The sequence below is a fragment of the Vibrio sp. ABH4_348 genome, from assembly GCF_056159765.1.
The window spans coordinates 1,527,035-1,544,874 of sequence record NZ_JBSWVW010000001.1 but is presented as its reverse complement, the minus strand read 5'-3'; the positions used below and the strand labels follow the sequence as shown (position 1 = coordinate 1,544,874).

The 17,840-nt window shown below is 44.7% G+C and carries 16 protein-coding genes; 3 read left to right on the top strand and 13 right to left on the bottom strand.

What is annotated here, in order from left to right:
• Positions 1-34: 34 nt before the first annotated feature.
• Entirely contained in the window at positions 35-556 is a 522-nt protein-coding gene (locus ACXAFJ_RS06905; RefSeq protein WP_475322352.1) for a DUF2058 domain-containing protein, read from the top strand.
• A 519-nt stretch (positions 557-1,075) separates the two neighbouring features.
• Here ACXAFJ_RS06905 and ACXAFJ_RS06900 read toward each other — a convergent pair.
• The 7 genes from ACXAFJ_RS06900 to ACXAFJ_RS06870 all read right to left on the bottom strand — a co-directional run bounded on the left by ACXAFJ_RS06900 (position 1,076) and on the right by ACXAFJ_RS06870 (position 7,235).
• Positions 1,076-2,179, bottom strand: coding sequence for a phosphoribosylaminoimidazolesuccinocarboxamide synthase (locus ACXAFJ_RS06900; RefSeq protein WP_475322350.1), 1,104 nt, complete (start codon positions 2,177-2,179; stop codon positions 1,076-1,078).
• Positions 2,180-2,470: 291 nt separating this feature from the next.
• Complete coding sequence (locus ACXAFJ_RS06895) at positions 2,471-2,878, bottom strand: hypothetical protein (protein ID WP_475322349.1); 408 nt, start codon at positions 2,876-2,878, stop codon at positions 2,471-2,473.
• A gap of 227 nt (positions 2,879-3,105) precedes the next feature.
• Positions 3,106-3,303, bottom strand: a complete 198-nt coding sequence (locus ACXAFJ_RS06890; RefSeq protein ID WP_475322348.1) for a hypothetical protein — start codon at positions 3,301-3,303, stop codon at positions 3,106-3,108.
• Positions 3,304-3,500: 197 nt separating this feature from the next.
• Positions 3,501-4,568, bottom strand: a complete 1,068-nt coding sequence (locus ACXAFJ_RS06885) for a tetratricopeptide repeat protein (protein ID WP_475322346.1) — start codon at positions 4,566-4,568, stop codon at positions 3,501-3,503.
• Positions 4,569-4,779: 211 nt separating this feature from the next.
• Positions 4,780-5,448 carry a YiaD family glycine zipper/OmpA-like lipoprotein gene (locus ACXAFJ_RS06880; protein WP_475322345.1) on the bottom strand — a complete coding sequence of 223 codons (669 nt, stop codon included), beginning with the start codon at positions 5,446-5,448 and terminating at the stop codon, positions 4,780-4,782.
• Between the two features lie 258 nt (positions 5,449-5,706).
• Complete coding sequence (locus tag ACXAFJ_RS06875; RefSeq protein WP_475322344.1) at positions 5,707-6,396, bottom strand: DUF2786 domain-containing protein; 690 nt, start codon at positions 6,394-6,396, stop codon at positions 5,707-5,709.
• Positions 6,397-6,545: 149 nt separating this feature from the next.
• Positions 6,546-7,235 (bottom strand): DUF3334 family protein, encoded by a 690-nt coding sequence (locus ACXAFJ_RS06870; protein WP_475322342.1) that lies wholly within the window; start codon positions 7,233-7,235, stop codon positions 6,546-6,548.
• A 348-nt stretch (positions 7,236-7,583) separates the two neighbouring features.
• On the opposite strand from ACXAFJ_RS06870, the gene ydiJ reads away from it, so the two are divergent.
• Both ydiJ and ACXAFJ_RS06860 read left to right on the top strand, forming a co-directional pair.
• Positions 7,584-10,625 carry a D-2-hydroxyglutarate dehydrogenase YdiJ gene (gene ydiJ / locus ACXAFJ_RS06865; RefSeq protein ID WP_475322341.1) on the top strand — a complete coding sequence of 1,014 codons (3,042 nt, stop codon included), beginning with the start codon at positions 7,584-7,586 and terminating at the stop codon, positions 10,623-10,625.
• Positions 10,626-10,671: 46 nt separating this feature from the next.
• Positions 10,672-11,139 carry a methyltransferase family protein gene (locus ACXAFJ_RS06860; protein ID WP_475322340.1) on the top strand — a complete coding sequence of 156 codons (468 nt, stop codon included), beginning with the start codon at positions 10,672-10,674 and terminating at the stop codon, positions 11,137-11,139.
• Here ACXAFJ_RS06860 and ACXAFJ_RS06855 read toward each other — a convergent pair.
• The 6 genes from ACXAFJ_RS06855 to hutI form a co-directional block, all read right to left on the bottom strand.
• Entirely contained in the window at positions 11,136-11,534 is a 399-nt protein-coding gene (locus ACXAFJ_RS06855; protein WP_475322338.1) for a VOC family protein, read from the bottom strand. The two genes, ACXAFJ_RS06860 and ACXAFJ_RS06855, sit on opposite strands and share 4 nt — an antisense overlap.
• A 235-nt stretch (positions 11,535-11,769) precedes the next feature.
• Positions 11,770-12,081, bottom strand: a complete 312-nt coding sequence (locus tag ACXAFJ_RS06850; RefSeq protein ID WP_475322337.1) for a hypothetical protein — start codon at positions 12,079-12,081, stop codon at positions 11,770-11,772.
• A 239-nt stretch (positions 12,082-12,320) separates the two neighbouring features.
• On the bottom strand, positions 12,321-13,853 hold the full coding sequence (hutH, locus tag ACXAFJ_RS06845) for a histidine ammonia-lyase (RefSeq protein WP_475322336.1): 1,533 nt from the start codon (positions 13,851-13,853) through the stop codon (positions 12,321-12,323).
• Positions 13,854-13,862: 9 nt separating this feature from the next.
• Positions 13,863-15,560 (bottom strand): urocanate hydratase, encoded by a 1,698-nt coding sequence (gene hutU, locus ACXAFJ_RS06840; RefSeq protein WP_475322334.1) that lies wholly within the window; start codon positions 15,558-15,560, stop codon positions 13,863-13,865.
• Positions 15,561-15,581: 21 nt separating this feature from the next.
• Complete coding sequence (gene hutG, locus ACXAFJ_RS06835) at positions 15,582-16,604, bottom strand: formimidoylglutamase (RefSeq protein ID WP_475322333.1); 1,023 nt, start codon at positions 16,602-16,604, stop codon at positions 15,582-15,584.
• On the bottom strand, positions 16,597-17,799 hold the full coding sequence (hutI, locus tag ACXAFJ_RS06830; protein ID WP_475324078.1) for an imidazolonepropionase: 1,203 nt from the start codon (positions 17,797-17,799) through the stop codon (positions 16,597-16,599). Before hutI ends, hutG begins: the two co-directional genes overlap by 8 nt.
• Positions 17,800-17,840 lie beyond the last annotated feature (41 nt).

The window sequence follows — 17,840 nt, the reverse complement described above, 5'->3', positions numbered from 1 at the left end:
CATTGCACGATATCCAATAAGCAAAGAGAACTTCATGGCAAAATTAACTCTCCAAGAGCAGATGCTCAAAGCCGGCTTAGTGAATGAAAAGAAGCTGAAAAAAGCAAAAAAAGGCTCGAAAAAATCCAGGGTCCAAAATCGAGAAGTAAAAGCGGCAGTTGAAGAGCAAAAGCGAGCTCAACTGGAGCGAGACAAAGCGCTGAGTGATCAGCAAAATGCTGAGCGTTTAAATAAAGAAATTCAAGCGCAAATTAAGCAACTGATTGAAATGAATAAAATTACTAGCTCAGATGGCGAAATTAAGTATAACTTTACTGACGGTACGCTAGTAAAATCCCTTTATGTGGATGAGATGATGCGTACGCAACTAAGCAAAGGGGTGTTAAGTATTGTTAAATCAGACGAGAGCTACTCAGTTATCCCAAGCAGTGTTGCAAACAAAATTGCACAACGTGATAGTAGCATCATAATCGATCAGAAAGAGCCAGAAACAATCACGGCTGACGAAGATGATCCATATGCGCATTTTGTCGTTCCAGACGACCTTATGTGGTAAAGACAGATTCGAGTTTTCTCTTGGCACCCACGGGTGCCATTTTTATCGTTAAGCCAAAAAACAAATACTGAGTGAAACTCCAGCGGATATGAAAAGCCGATAGCAGAGTTGGTCGTATAAGCGAGTATGATTTTGGTTATTAGATGGGGCAGCCATTCTTGCAACGATTCGTGTCGATCTGACCGGACTGTGTTTGAGTTTTTCAAGTGAGCTTTTGTCACTACCTAAAAGAAGGAATCCGGCGACGAGTTGCAAGCAAAAACTGTAGAAGAAGGCATCACTGGCAAAATTTACTAGATTCAAATCAAGTAACCAGGAACCAAAGGTGATGGCAGAAGGAAAGGTGAAGTTGCAAAGTGCGACGAAGCCCATAAGTAACAAATAGCTTTGCAGGTTATCCTTCAATGTTGTCTTCCTTTTCAACTTCGTTCTACGAAAAAAGCCGCGATGGACGCGGCTTTTTGGATAGTGTTATTGTGCGTTTCTACGCAACCAAGCGTAGATTGACAATCAGCCAACTTAATCAATCAGTTGGTATTCTGCTCTGAGTACTTCAATGATTTCTTGTTTTGGATCAGAACTTATCTCAATAGCTTTACCGGTGATTTTTTCGGCTAAGCCCACATACACATTGGACAAATCTTCAAAAGCTTGCACCGGCAAAAGATTGTTTTTCGCCAAAGCAGAACGCTCATCCATACGGTCTTTGTTGAGTAAAATATCGGGATCTTCGAAGTGATTTAGCAAGAACTGACGGAAACCTTCTTTAGAGTTCTCAACGATTTTACCTTGGCTGTATGCATTTGTGTCCCACATACGCGATGAGTCAGGTGTGCCAACCTCATCCATGTAGATCAATTTCTCTTTACCTGAAGCATCATTTACATAGCCAAATTCAAATTTGGTATCGACAAAAAGCTGTCCAACTTCAGAGAGTGCACCGCTAATAACGGCAAAGCCTTCTTTTAGCAATCTTTCGTAAACGTCGATATCAGACGCCGAGCTAAAGTTAAACGCTTGGAAATTGTCTTCGATGTTTTTGCGGGTGATATTAACATCATCAACTTCAGGAACACCTGGAATGCCTTTTAGTATTCCCTTGGTCGATGGGGTCAATAATAGATCGTTGAATGGCTTATCTTTCTCAAGGCCTTCTTCTACTTCAATACCACAGAACTCGCGTTCGCCATTTTGATAGGCGCGCCACATTGAACCTGTTAAATACTTGCGGCAAATCGCTTCAATCATAACTGGTTTAGCTTTTTGAACTATCCAAACAAATGGATGAGGGATGTCCAGAATATGGCTATCTGCTAATCCTTTGTCTTTGAATAGTTTAAACCAATGATTTGATATCGCGTTTAGGGCTGCGCCTTTACCAGGTACGCCAGCTAATCCACCTTCTGCTTGCCAGATACAGTCAAATGCAGATATGCGATCGCTGATGACCATAATTGCTAGTGGTGCATCTTCTGGTACATCATAGCCTTTTTCTTTAATTAGCCTGCGGCTGTCTTCTTCTGTTAACCAATAGACAGATCGAACTTTGCCACTGTGAACAGGTAGGTGAGTGCGGATTGGAAGATCATCATTAACTGCTAACACTTGAGAAGCGAGGCTCATTGGGCAACCCTTATTACATTAAAAGCCAAAAAATCGAGAGAATAATACCAGAACAACACAACACTTCCAGACAAAAAGCAAACGTTTGCTTTTTGTGGTCGGGAAATGACCCGAAGACGAGTTAAACATGGGTTTGGTATCTAATGTAGGCGCTTTAACAGTTCGCAAATCTTAAAGCCTGCTGTCGCATAAAATCGCAAAGAAAAAAGCCCCTCGGGAGAGGGGCAAACATGGACGTTCACATAAAATCTTTGTTGAGCTTGGGGATATTCAGGACAGACACTGAAATCCTTAGTGATACTGTATTGCTCTGCCCTCAACAAAAAAGACTTCGCATTGGTGTTTCTGACCTAACTCAATCAAGAGCTTTTGACTGACGACATCAATATTAGAAGAAGCGACCACCGCACTCGCGTTTCCAGACCTAATCACTTTAATTACAGTTGCTACTTCGTCACTAGTTCGAGAAGGTTTCATTTGTAGCACTTTCTTGTATTCAATGTCGTTTGTGTATAGCTGCACATAATCTGGACGTGGACACTCAGCTGTAAAAATGATCCATTGTCTTTGTTGAGACAATCTCGCCAACGCTGCCATTGTGTTTCCAGAGAAGCGGCAAGGCCTAGTCGGCTGCGCTAGAACATTAGCGGATGAGTAGTGACCTTCATTTGTTGATTTAAATCCATTTGATTGAATCATAATAACTGTCCATTTGTACATGCTGTATGTGTATACAGTACTTTTGGTTTGGACAAAGATCAAGCAAGAAAATGCTATAAACGAGTAAAAAAGAGATCTAGATCGAATTTGAATGTGGGCTTGGTGTAACTTGAATTTCTTTGGTCGAATACAAAAACACCCGCTGACGGTCAGCGGGTGTGAATGGGGTAGGAAAGGTATTAACTATTACATCTGGACAGCAGCAGTTAAGCGGCTCTGCTTTGAGAAGAATTTGCTTCGCGCTCTCTTTGCGCGATTTCACCTTGGTTATAACTTCTAACGTCTATTTTCGCCAGCTCGTTGCAGTCTTCACAAGAGTAGTGGCATTGGCCGTCAATGTATTCGTGCTTAGTTAATAGCCCGGGTTTTTTGCACCAATCGCAGGTGCCTTCAATTGTAAACATCTATCCTCCAAGTCTCAGGACATTCGTTGCTTCTCAGCAATTGTCGCCAGCCATTATGACACAGTAAGGGATTTTTGGTTACATAAATGTTAATCAAAATTGTAACCAATGCTCTTGAAAGCATTATATTTCGAGGGGTGAAATAAAAGAAAGTGCCAAAAATGCCCGAAATTAACAAAATAATAACAGTTGGCCATTCAGTTTCTTTTGATAAGTGGGACAAGGGTTTTGACCGCGGCGTTGAGGCGTTTCATCTCTTCTTCAGAACCATAGGTGTCTGGATGGTAGATTTTACTCAGCTGCTTAAACCTAAGCTTTAGTGTTTTTTCATTGGGAAGATTGTTTTCGGTGAAGCCGAGCAGGGCACAGGCTAAGGCAACTTTTTGGTCTGGTTTGGCTACAGGCTTTGAGGGTGTGCCGTTTTGAGACTGCACCTTTTTAAACTGCCTAAATAGCGTCTCAAGCTGCTTTTTTTGTTTTGAGATGACTTGATTTTGGTCTTGAAGCTGTTTTTCGAGCATCTGATTTCGTTCATCACCCTTGCTTGCTTTAACTGGCTTGAGACTTTTGCGTTCGAGCTCATTTATCGATTGCTTAAACCGATTGGCACGAAAGAGAAAGTGCAGGGTTGTAACAGCGAACAGACCAGCGACTGCAATACTAAGATACAACCAATTTAGGTTAACCGCATTATGTTGCTGAGGTTGAGTGGGCACAAACTCAGTTGTTTGCTGTATTATTGGCTGATTTGCTTGAGCCTCAAATTCATCGAATGACGCCAGTTGCTTCGCTTTACGATTGTTGAATTCCTGTTCAAGCAATCTCTCATAAGCCAATTCTGCATCTGTATTATTAGGTGACGCTAAACGGTACCAAATTTTGGCAAGCTGCTCCGGTTCTGGTGAGTCTGACAAGGTTTCTAGGGCAGCCCCAAGAGCAAATTTGGCTGAACTATCTCCTTCAAGCGCTAATTTCGTTAGCCAAAACAAAGCAGTTTCTGGTGAAGGATTGGGTGCAAAGCCATTTAAGTGATATTGCGCGAGCTGATAAGCTCCTCGTTTTGAACCATTGACAGCAGACTGTTCATACCAATACAAGGCATCGGTATCGGAGCGTGCAACGCCATTTCCTATTCGGTAGCGTTCCGCTAATTCAAATTGGGCTCGTGGGTCTTTGTCGTTAGCACGTTGAGTTATCTGTTCGATTGACTGAGAAAAGGCGAGTGGAGAAACAAGAAGAAGCAAACAGAGTCTTAACGTCAACATATAGGTCTCAAGGTTTGAACTATGTGAATATATCTGGATTAGCTGAGAAAACACTCATCACGCCATAGGGTTAGTATAATCAAATATCTGTAGGTGAGTCTAAGAAGATTAACGCAATGAAGTTGCGAGAAAGATACGTTGCGATTTGCAAGGCGAAGAATCAGTCAGGGTTTTCGTTTAAAACCCCAACTGAGAAGAGGAGTGGTACGATCTATTTTAATGGTAAAATTTGGATTTCCACTCTTCGATTACAGGTTCTCCCGGCTGAAGTTTGATTGCTACAGATTGGAAAGCGTTCCCCTAAACCACGGGCAATAGCTCTACCCGGAACGACACCCTGAGAAATAAGTTGCGCTCGCACTGATTCGGCACGACGCTCAGAGAGCACTTGGTTTGTTTCATGGCTGCCAGTGCTGTCGGTATGTCCTTCGACAACTAGACTAGTGTCAGGGTACTCAACAAGAATTTTCGCAACACCCGCTAAGGTTCTTTCAATTGTGGCGTTGAGTTGATAAGAATTTGTGGCAAAGCCAATGCCATTTTCTAATCTCAATAACAGTTCATTTTCGCTTACTCGCTCAACTTGTACACCGGAATTGAGCAACTCTTCTCTTAGTGCGGCTTCTTGTTGGTCCATGTAATAACCAATACCGCCACCCACAGCAGCGCCACCTGCGGCACCAATTAGTGCTCGCTTGCGGCGCTCTTTGGCATTGTCACCCGTTGCTACACCAGCCACGACACCGGATATCGCACCAATTATCGCGCCTTTGGTAGCCGAGTTTGTTTCAGTTTCGCCAGTTGTTGCACTTTGACGTTGGGTTATTTGACAACCACTTAGTGTCGCCAATATTGCAATTGCTAAAGCTAATTTTTTCAAGGTCAGTCCTATTTTTTTAACAGAGGCAAGATAGGGCCTTACCCACCCGGATTACTCGTTAGTTGCTGAAATAAATAACTCATGCGTAAAGTAGAGGTCAATACAATGCAATGGCTCTTTACACTATCTTGACGTTAAGTGAACACTTTGTGGACAAAGAGACCAAAACGCCACCATTAAGTGACGTACAGTATGAGTAGTTATGTATTTGAGAAGATGTTGTAGCGTGTTGTTGAAGTGACTATTCAAGAAGATTTATCAGTTAGAGCTGATAGCTTTGCGCGCCTGCGCTCCGTCGATAGGGCGACTAACTGATATTTTTCTGCCTTTTTTGAGACCTTTTTCGTAGTCATCCGTCAGGTTTTTCATCGCTTCTTTTAGCTGTTTTTTGAAGGTCTCACGGTCAATGTTTTTGAACTCTTTATCGATGTAATCTTCAATTTTGCCATTGGACTCGTCATCAGGGGTAATGATCGGCAATTTTTCTAATGCCCCTTCTACCCAGCCTGAAACAAACGAGTTAACGCGTCTGGTGACTTCGGTCGCCGCCGTCCCGGTGCCCGCAAAGCTATTGCGAAACTTGCCAGTGTGTTCGTTCATTTCACGATAAATGATGTCAAACGCAAAGGCGGCAAAAATAGCACGATCCGCTTCGCCAATGAACTCGGCGCGTTTCAACCCCTTGTGATTTATGAGAACGGCTTCAACGCCAAAGCGTGTGTTTATACCGCGAATAATGCGCAAAATCGCTGAGCCGATACTTGCAGGAAGCAGATGAGTGGACTGAGTTTTACCAAGCTTGATGAACTCAATATCGTCTTTATCAAGACCATATTTGAGCATAAGGCGATGAGCCATTTTTATGGCATTTGCCGCTTCGTTTACGTTGGCGGAGTTACCCAACTCTAAACATTTAGCAATTTTTTTAAGGGCTTTTTGCTTGTCCATTAAAAACACGACCACTCAAGATTAGCAAAGTCGGCCATTTTAACGTGTTCTGGAGAAGATTGAAATCGAAAGGTGAAAGGAGCGTGCCAGATAAGATAAAGTGACCAGGACTATTCTGGCCACTCTATAGCAATTGTCTACTGGCTGAATTAAATACCTAATTCATCTAACAAATCGTCGGCAGCAGGTCCAGATGATTTAGCAGCGCTGCCTTGCTCTTGTTTAACTTGGTGCTCGGCAATTGCGCGTTCTAAGATGTCATCGGTTGACTCTTCGTCTTCTTGCTCTATATCACCAAGTTGGATGAACTCGGTTTTGTCCATCGCCAGTTCCAAGTAAAAAATGTTGTTGTTAGCTGTCGAGAAGGTCACACGTCTCGCTTGAGGGCGATCTAAGTTAGTGTCGACAGATAGATTAACTTGTTTGTTCAGCGCCAACATTTTAGGTTGGTTCTGCGTGATGTGGGTTTTCAGTTCTTTGCGAACCTTGTTGGTAAAATCGCCAACCAACTGATTCATTAATTCACCCAATACATCGCCAACCTCGTCGGAGGTGTGCAACACAGCAAGCTCTTCTTCTGGCATCCCCATGTTACGCATGTAGTTGGTATAAACTTCCAATGCTGCTTTAGACGTGAAGTTGATGACCACCAGACCAGAAAAACCACCATCAAAAAGAACAAAACAACCGAAGTCCGGTTTTAGGCTGGTTTTGGTGATTTTTTGCACCATAGCAGAGTAGGTAACAGGAGAAGCAGTTGCAGACGTCAAAACGTTAGAAACGGATTGGCAGAGCTTAAGAAGAATATCTTCGGTTGTAACAATACGATTTTTTTTCATTTTATTCACTCAACGATTACAGCGACTAGGCGAACAATACGACCTAGTTTTCAAGGTTTTCATATAATTCATGTAGTTATGTCTACATGTTTCATTAGTTCTTTGCGATTGTTGTGTTTTGGTAAACACTTTGCCGTTTTACTTACGGCAAGTGCCTCATTCAATTGTGGTTAATAATGGCCTCAGATGCCATTTTTGCCTGTGATTTGTCATTTGATCACCAAAATAAATAAGGTAAAGTGACAGAACTCAAAACTTTGGAAAATAGACCCCAGTGAACAGGACGTCGCCAATCTTGCCAATTTCGTTTTTTGGCAGATTTGAGAGGGGCAGGAAGCACAACGAGCAATGTTACCAAAATTAGATTCAATTCCTGGAGTAGACGCAAACGTTTGCTCTTACTTAGACGAGCTTCGTCGTCTCGGATTCAGCGGAGATATCGAAACTCAGTATTCCAGTCGACTCGCCGTCGCGACCGACAACAGCGTTTACCAACAGCTACCACAAGCCGTTGTTCATCCCAAAACAACAGATGACGTATCACTGATTGGCCAAGTAGCTACATTACCGCAATTTAAGTCAGTACGATTTTCGCCGCGAGGTGGCGGTACGGGCACCAATGGTCAGTCATTAACGCAAGATATCGTGGTTGACTTATCAAGGCACATGAACCGTGTGCTTGAAATCAACGAGGCGGAAGGTTGGGTCCGGGTTCAAACTGGTGTTGTCAAAGACCAACTCAATGATGCCGTCCGACCTTATGGATATTTCTTCTCTCCTGATTTGTCGACCAGCAATCGCGCTACCTTAGGTGGAATGATAAACACGGATGCATCCGGTCAAGGTTCGCTTAAATACGGTAAAACGTCGGATCATGTGCTGTCACTGCAAGCTGTGTTTGCGGATGGCTCGATTCTTGAATCTGACTTAAGTGGCGATGACCCAAAACAGGACAGCTATGCGTCTAAGGCGCTGCAAGTTACTGAGTCCGTTTGTCGCGAAAATCGTTCTCTGATCAATGAAAAGTTCCCGCCGTTAAACCGTTTTTTAACTGGGTATGATCTAAAAAATGCGCTTTCCGATGAAGGCGAGTTCAACTTTACCCGCGTTCTGTGTGGTGCCGAGGGTTCACTGGCTTTTATTACTGAAGCCAAATTGAATCTGACGCCAATTCCTAAAGCTCGAACTTTGGTTAACGTCAAGTACAACAGTTTCGATTCTGCTCTTCGAAATGCCCCCTTTATGGTGGAAGCAAACGCGCTATCGGTTGAAACGATTGACTCCAAAGTACTGAACCTGGCGAAAGCTGACATCGTTTGGCACACCGTGAGTGACTTACTTACCGATGTCCCCGGTAAAGAAATGCTGGGCATCAACATGGTCGAGTACGCTGGGCAAGATATTGAAGAAGTAAACGAACAAGTGGCGGCTTTGAGCAGTCAGTTGGATCAAATGATGTCGCGGGGCGAAGCGGGCATTATTGGTTACCAGATTTGTAATGATGTTGCAGGCATTGGCAAGATCTACAACATGCGCAAAAAAGCAGTGGGACTACTTGGGGCAGCGAAAGGCCGAGCCAAACCGGTTGCCTTTGCTGAAGATACCTGTGTTCCACCAGAGAACTTAGCAGACTTCATTGCTGAATTTCGCACACTGTTGGATGAAAAAGGCCTGAATTACGGTATGTTTGGCCACGTCGACGCGGGTGTGCTTCACGTTCGTCCTGCGTTGGATCTATGCGATCCAAACCAAGAAGCCATGATGCACCAGATATCCGATCAAGTGGTGGCATTGGTTGCCAAATATGGCGGACTTATGTGGGGCGAGCACGGTAAGGGCTTCCGATCGGAATACGGACCAGAGTTTTTTGGTGAAGAGCTGTTTTTCGAGCTGAGGCGAGTGAAAGCAGCCTTTGACCCAGATAACAAAATGAATCCGGGTAAAATTTGTACACCGCTCGATAGTGAAGACCAATTAGTTAAAGTTAGTGACACTAAACGTGGCTTTTACGATCGCCAGATCCCGATAACCATTCGCGATAGTTTCAAACAAGCGATGGAGTGCAACGGTAATGGCCTTTGTTTCAACTACGACACGGCCTCTCCGATGTGTCCTTCAATGAAAGTGACGGCGGATCGTCGACATTCGCCTAAAGGTAGAGCTGGTTTGGTAAGAGAGTGGCTGCGCCAACTGACCGAACAAGGTGTCGACATTCTAGATGTCGAAAAACAAGTCTTGAAGGGTTCGGCTCCAGTTAAAGCCCTTGTTGATCGAGTAAAAAACTCGCTGAGCAAGCAAAGTAAAAATGACTTCTCTCACGAAGTGTTTGAGGCGATGAACGGCTGTTTAGCCTGTAAAGCGTGTGCCAGTCAATGCCCAATTAAAGTCGATGTGCCGAGCTTCCGATCGCGTTTTCTCAATTTGTATTACACGCGCTATCAACGTCCTGCAAAAGACTATTTGGTCGCTAATATTGAGACCTTGTTACCACTGATGGCAAAAGCGCCTCGTTTGGTTAATGCGGTGGTCAAGCAACCGATCACTCAGAGCCTGACTAGAAAATCGATTGGTTACATAGATACGCCACTGTTGTCTGTACCAACGTTAAAATCGCGAGTGCAATCATTAAAAGGCTTTGATCTAGATGCATTGGCTCAATTAGACGATCATCAACGCCAGCAGCACGTATTGATTGTTCAAGACCCATTTACCAGTTACTACGATGCACAAGTGGTCGAAGATTTTGCCCAATTGGCAATCAAATTAGGTAAAACCCCCGTGGTGCTGCCGTTTAAACCAAATGGCAAGGCACAACACATTAAAGGGTTCTTGAAAAAATTCTCAAATACGGCGCAGTCGACCGCTGAATTCTTAAATCAGGTTGCCGATTTAAACATTCCGATGGTTGGGGTTGATCCCGCTTTGGTACTGTGTTATCGCGATGAATATCAAGAAATTTTAAATGACTCTCGGGGTGATTTTCAGGTACTGACTGCTCACGAGTGGTTGCACCCTAGATTGAATGAGTTCAACGCTCAGTCACAAAATTCAGTAGCAGATGACGCTTGGTATTTGTTATCTCACTGTACTGAAAAAACTAAGTTGCCGAATAGCGAAAAAGAATGGTCCACCATTTTCAATCATTTTGGCGCTACCCTGAAGTCAGTCGCAGTAGGGTGTTGTGGCATGGCGGGAACCTTTGGTCACGAGGCCGATAAGCTACAAATGTCGAAAGACATATATGGCTTAAGTTGGAAACCGAATCTGGAGAAATTGCCGAAGGATAGGTGTCTAGTGACGGGGTATTCGTGTCGGAGTCAAGTGAAGCGATTTGAGCAGGTTCAGCCTTTGCATCCGGTTCAAGCGCTGTTGCAGGCTCTAAATCAATAACAATTACCAAAAATAATTACCTAAACCAATCTAGAGGCGGTGCGTGATGAGTTTTAACCTAGACAACAAAATCCCACCGCCGATTGTCATGCTGATATTGGCGAGTTTCGCCTATGCAATTGATACTTGGAATCTATTCGCTACTGGTTGGCAATTACCTTGGAACACTCAAGTACCTTGGCTGCTAGCGGGCTTAGCTTTAGTCATTGATATATCCGCCTTAATCAGTTTCAGACGTGCTCGTACGACGGTGAATCCGATGAAGGTTTCGACTGCTTCAAATATGGTGACATCAGGTATATATCGAATGAGCCGCAATCCTATGTATTTAGGACTTCTACTTTGGTTTCTCGCGTGGATTTACTGGCTCGCGAATCCCTTGAGCTTACTTTTGTGTGTGGTTTTTGTTTGGTATATCAATCGCTTTCAAATTGCGCCTGAAGAAAAGGCTCTCCAAAATCTATTTGGAGAGCCTTATCAGCAATACTTACGTGATGTTAGACGTTGGATCTAATTGAGCAGCACTTCTGGAGTTTCAACAACATTAATCATCACACCAGATTCGTCCTGCAATACGAAGTGAATATGTCCCCACACCTCTTCTTTTAGGTCTTCCAGAATCGAAAGCCCCATATCTTGCGCCGTCAAATAAGCCGCATGTACATCATCAACTTGTAATGTTAGAGATTCTGCATTGGAGATCAATTTCTGAAGCACCACATCATGTTCAGTGGTCGTTTGAGAATTATTAATGTTGAAATGGACAGTCTCATCATATGAGGTCAAGCAAAGTTTGTGGTTGCTATCGAAAAGTTTGGCGCCGAAACCGAATGTTTTTTTGTAGAAATTCTGTAACTCAGGCAAATCAGTAGAAGATTGAGCTTGGGGAAGAGCATTAGTTTGAATCATGGCTGACCTCGTTAGTTATGATTATAACGACTTTCAACCACTATATTACCGATTTATATCACTAAGAATTGTACAAAACGGTCATGTTACAAATTATTTTTTGAATTGTAACATGCGAAGCAGAATTACAAGGTTATTAAACTAAGGAGAACAAAGGTTATAGCGTGATGTTCTCGACTGAGGTTTGGCAATCGTTTGCGCCTTTAATGTGCTAATTTGACATGTTAGGTACTTGTTAATGTTGGATTAACTGCAGTCGAACATGGATAAGCGTACCAACCGCATAGCCCTCTGGATCCGGATACCAACGCTTGAATGCAGCTTCCAATTCTCGGATAGCAGTGATCAGTCTTTGTTTATCCCACCAATCCCAACCAGTGTACTCAAAATCTAAAGTGAGATAGATAAAAGCTTTCGCCGCGGCAAACACATCTTTGCCTAAGTGATGACAGCGTTGCATAAACCTCTCATCATGCTGAACTTTTTCAGCCATGTCGATGGCATAGTGGCATAGGTCGTTAACGGTATCGGGTAGCTGACGAAACATAACACTCTCCACATGTGTATTGATTCAACATCCATGTTGTACGCACTTTTTCAGTCAGAGCTCATCGCGATAACAGCTCTTTATGTGACATTGAGATAATTATGGGTCAAAAATTGCGCAACACATGTAATACTTTAGTCGTCTATTTTGAGGTTTGTCTAATTCAATCTGATGAACACAAAAAAACCTGTCAAATGACAGGTTTAAATTCACGAGCTGATAATGAGCGACGTTTAGAGCTAAACACTCACCATAATGTGTTGCGGCACCAAGTGATTGTGAACCGCCATTTTTAGCAGCGTATTGGCTTTTTCAATGTCAGGCGCAAAATATCTGTCTTTGTCATAGAACGTCACTTTTTCTCGCAAGATTTGTTTAGCCTCTTCAACTTTCGGCGAAGAGAGGAGTGGGCTCCTAAAATCCAGACCTTGTGCCGCAGCTAAATACTCGACGGCCAAAATACCTCTGGTGTTTTCAGACATGTCTCGCAATCGACGGCCTGCAAAGGTTGCCATGGATACATGGTCTTCTTGGTTTGCCGACGTCGGTAAGCTATCAACCGATGCAGGGTGAGCGAGTGTTTTATTTTCACTTGCTAGAGCTGCAGAAGTCACTTGAGCGATCATGAAGCCCGAATTAACGCCACCATTGTCCACGAGGAACGGCGGTAGTTTGCTTAATGCGCTGTCAATGAGGAGGGCCATTCGACGCTCAGACAAGCTGCCAATCTCAGCAATCGCCAGAGCTAAGTTGTCTGCTGCCATCGCAACAGGCTCCGCATGGAAGTTACCACCTGAAATGATGTCACCATCATCGGCAAATACCAGAGGGTTGTCGGAGACTGAATTCGATTCCGTCTCCAAGATTGCAGACGCATTGCGAATTTGCTGAAGACAAGCCCCCATGACTTGAGGTTGGCAACGCAAAGAATAGGGGTCTTGGACTTTTTCACAGTTTGTGTGTGAATCCCCCATTTCACTAGAGCTATCTAGCAAATAACGAAATGCTTCCGCTGCATCCATTTGTGAACGATGGCCTCTAACTCTGTGGATGCGTGGATCAAACGGACGGCGACTGCCCAAGGCAGCTTCAACGGACATGGCACCACATACAGTTGCTGAAGCGAACAAATCTTCGGCAGCGAATAGCCCTTCTAATGCATACGCAGTCGAGGCTTGAGTACCATTAAGCAGCGCCAGGCCTTCTTTTGGTGCCAGCGTGATTGGGGCCAATCCAGCTATTTTAAGCGCTTCCGCCCCGGAGATGATTTTTCCGTTGTGTCGCGCTTCACCTTCACCCAGTAATACCGTACTCATGTGCGCCAGTGGTGCTAAATCTCCGGAAGCACCAACGGAGCCTTTTTGAGGTACACATGGGTAGACTTGAGCATTGACTAAATCGATAAGAGCTTGAATAACCGACACTCGAATACCGGAAAACCCGCGCGATAGACTATTGATTTTCAACACCATCATTAGTCTTACGGTTTCATCCGCCATCCACTCGCCAATACCCGCGGCGTGGGAAAGCACAATACTTTTTTGCAAGGTCTCTAAGTCTTGAGGGGCGATTTTGGTATTCGCCAGAAGTCCGAACCCAGTGTTGATGCCGTAAACAGTGCGATCTTCGGCAATAACTTGCTCAACTACCTGCATGCTTTCTTCAATTGCCGGGATCGCGCTCGGATCCAATGAAAGGTTGACTGGAGAACGGCTGACTTTACGCAGCTCATGCAAGCTCAATTGTCCGGGCTTAAGAATAAGATTCATCATGGAAAGCTCCTACTTCAATGCTTTCAATTCTTCATTTAACATCGGCAAGTCTAAGCCTTGCTCTGCGGCGCACTGTTTGGCGATTTCATAACCTGCGTCAGCATGACGCATCACACCTGTCGCCGGATCGTTATGAAGTACTCGAGAAATACGTTCAGATGCGTCATCACTACCGTCACAGCAGATCACCACACCAGAGTGTTGTGAAAAGCCCATACCAACACCACCACCATGATGGAGAGATACCCAAGTCGCCCCCCCAGCTGTGTTAAGCAGTGCATTGAGCAGTGGCCAATCCGATACAGCATCTGAACCATCCAACATGCCCTCCGTTTCACGGTTTGGACTGGCGACGGAACCTGAATCTAAGTGGTCACGACCGATGACTACTGGGGCTTTTAGTTCGCCATTTTTTACCATTTCATTAAACGCTAAACCTAAACGCATTCTGTCTTTTAGACCAACCCAACAAATCCGCGCTGGTAGACCTTGGAACTGGATTCGCTCCTTAGCCATGTCTAGCCAGTTATGTAAGTGAGGGTTATCAGGAATTAGCTCTTTTACTTTCTGGTCGGTTTTGTAGATGTCTTCCGGGTCACCAGACAGTGCTGCCCAACGGAATGGACCGATGCCTTCACAAAATAGTGGCCTGATGTAAGCTGGGACAAAGCCAGGGAAATCAAACGCGTTTTCCACCCCTTCTTCTAACGCCATCTGTCTGATGTTATTACCATAGTCTAAGGTGGCAGCTCCGCGATTTTGTAGCTCCAACATGGCTTTCACTTGAACTGCCATGGATGCTTTAGCAGCTTTAACTACGCCTGCTTCATCATTTGTTCTGCGCTCAGCGGCCTGCTGCATAGTCCACCCCTGCGGCAAATAACCATTGAGCGGATCATGCGCTGAGGTTTGGTCGGTTACTACGTCAGGAGTGATATCTTTCTCTACCAACTCGGCAAAAATATCGGCAGCGTTACCTAGAAGACCAACCGATACAGGCTTATCTGAGTGGTTTATGATCTCAAGCGCTTGTTCAAGGCTGGTGGCTTTCACGTCCACATAGCCAGTACGAAGACGATAATCGATTCGGCTCTCATCGCATTCAACTGCGATCATTGAAAAACCAGCCATTGTTGCAGCTAGGGGCTGAGCACCACCCATACCGCCAAGTCCCCCCGTCAATACCCACTTGCCGGAGGCATCGCCGTCAAAGTGTTTTTTGGCAACCGAAACAAAGGTTTCATATGTGCCTTGAACTATGCCTTGCGAACCAATGTAAATCCAACTGCCTGCAGTCATTTGCCCGTACATCATTAGGCCTTCACGATCGAGCTCATTGAAGTGTTCCCAATTTGCCCAATGAGGAACTAGGTTAGAGTTTGCAATCAGTACTCTCGGCGCGTTTTTGTGGGTCGGAAATACACCAACAGGTTTGCCAGACTGAACTAGCAGTGTCTGATCATCTTCAAGGCGCTCGAGGACTTCGACGATTTTGTCGAAGCATTCCCAGTTTCTTGCCGCTCGACCAATTCCACCGTACACCACTAGAGAGTGAGGGTGTTCCGCTACATCTGGGTGTAAATTATTCATTAGCATGCGAAGCGGCGCTTCGGTAAGCCATGATTTTGCATTGAGTTTTGTACCCGTGGGCGCTTTTATAATACGGCTAGTATCAAGACGCGTACCTTGTGATGGGCGATCCGTCATCATGAGACTCCTTTATTCACGTTATTGTTTTTCTGAAAATGCGTTGACGATATCCCAAGTCAATCGCGCCGCTAAACGAGCAGTTTGATTGTCGATATCGAAGTTGGGGTTGTATTCGGCAATATCTGCCAATATGAGTTTGTTTTTGTAGTGCAGTATCCGCTCTAGAAAGGGTGCAAGCATGTCGATGCTGACACCACGCGCTGCTGGCGCGCTAACACCCGGAGCGGTGGCTGCTGGAAAGACGTCAAGATCAATGGTCAGATATAGGTAATCACAACCATCAATGAAGTGTTGCAGTTGAGTTAACTGGTAAACATGGTTAAGAGAAGTCATCTCTTTGTCTTCTATGTACCAAACACCGAGTTCATCCGCTGTTTTGAACAGAGCAGGGGTGTTGCTGGCACGACTTACACCAAGACAAGCGTAATGGAACGGCCATTCATTCTTCTGGCAAAAGTCTGCAATTTGGTGAAAGGGTGTGCCAGAACTTGGTTGGATTACTGTTGAGTTCGACTCGGTTTCATCTTGTTTAAATGCGCGTAGATCAAAATGCGCGTCGAGGTTAATGATTCCAACTTTGGGTTTTGGCTCTTTTATCTGACTGTTTAGGTAGTTTGCTAATCCTTGAAATGAAGCCCACGCAATTTCATGGCCTCCACCCAGGGTAAGTACTGGCGAATGCTTTAGCGCCTTGGCAATCATTTGGCCGCAAGCTTCTTGGCTTAACTCGAGATCATCTTTCTGACAATGAATCGTGCCAAGATCATACAATGGACTTGATTGATGCCACGCCATATTCGCTAATGCGCCGCGAATACGATCAGGAGCTCGCTCTGCGCCAATACGGCCTTTGTTTCTAGCCACGCCTGCATCACAGGCAAATCCTAAAATGGCGATACCTTGTTGGTGGGTAACTAAGTCGTCAACGTGAACATTGTTTATCGTGTGATGGACCCGCGTTCTTAAATCACCATCTTCTTTGTCATCACGCCCCGTCCACTGATAATCATTAGTGTGGTCAACAGAATTGGAACTAGACATAGATTACCTCGCCGTTGATTATGCGTGCAGCAACACGCCTATAACCTTGCTGATAGCTCAAATCTGCGGGGTGTGAAACATCCCAGAGCGTAAAGTCAGCGCGTTTTCCAACTTCAATAGAACCAATTATTTGCTCTAAGCCGAGCGCTTTAGCGGCATGGCAAGTGACGCCTCTTAACGCTTCTTCTGGGGTGAGTCTGAACAAGGTACATGCCATGTTGAGCATCATGGTGAGATCAGCAAAGGGTGAAGTGCCCGGATTTAAATCTGTCGCGACTGCCATTGGAACCTTGTATTGCCGTAATAGTTCGATTGGAGGGAGCTGAGTTTCTCGCAAGAAATAGAATGCGCCTGGCAATAGCGTTGCTACCGTGCCTGATTGGGACAGTGCTTGGACACCAATTTCGTCCAAGTATTCTAAATGGTCTACTGACAGTCCTTGATACTTTGCGGTAAGAGCACTGCCACCTAGATTAGACAGTTGCTCTGTATGGCCTTTTACGTTTAGGCCGAGACGCTTTGCGGTTTCAAATACACGCTCTGTTTGTGAAAGGTTAAAACCAATGCCCTCACAAAAGACATCTACTGCTGATGCAAGTTTTTCTTGGGCGACGATAGGCATCACCTGCTCACATAGATGGGTTATATAGCCATCAGCGTTGTCTTGATACTCGGGGGGAAGTGCATGCGCACCTAAAAATGTGGTTTCTATGTTGACCTTGGCATACTGCTCAAGCGCTTTGGCGGCACGAAGCATTTTCAGTTCATCTTCTAGCGTTAAACCGTAGCCGGACTTCACTTCGACGGTAGTCACTCCGCTGTCTAACAAACCTTGTAGTCTTGGCAGAGCAAGTTCGGTGAGGTCCAGTTGGCTTGCCTTGCGAGTGGCTTGAACCGTGGACAAAATCCCACCACCTTGTTTGGCTATGTTTTCGTAGGGTACGCCATTGAGTCGCATTTCAAATTCATTGGCGCGATTGCCAGCAAAGATCAGATGCGTGTGACAATCAATAAGTCCCGGAGTAAGTAACGAACCTTGGCAATCGATAATTTCCGAATCTTCGCTTTGGTTGATGCCATCCAAAGAAGTACTCTTAACAGATTCAGGTGATGTGAGAATACGAGTGATTACGCCATTTTCCACCGTTACGGTTGCAGCTTCGCTAGGCTGATAACCCTTTGGTCCAGCCTGCATAGAGACGAGTTTGGCATTGATAAAGTGCTTGATACTACCCA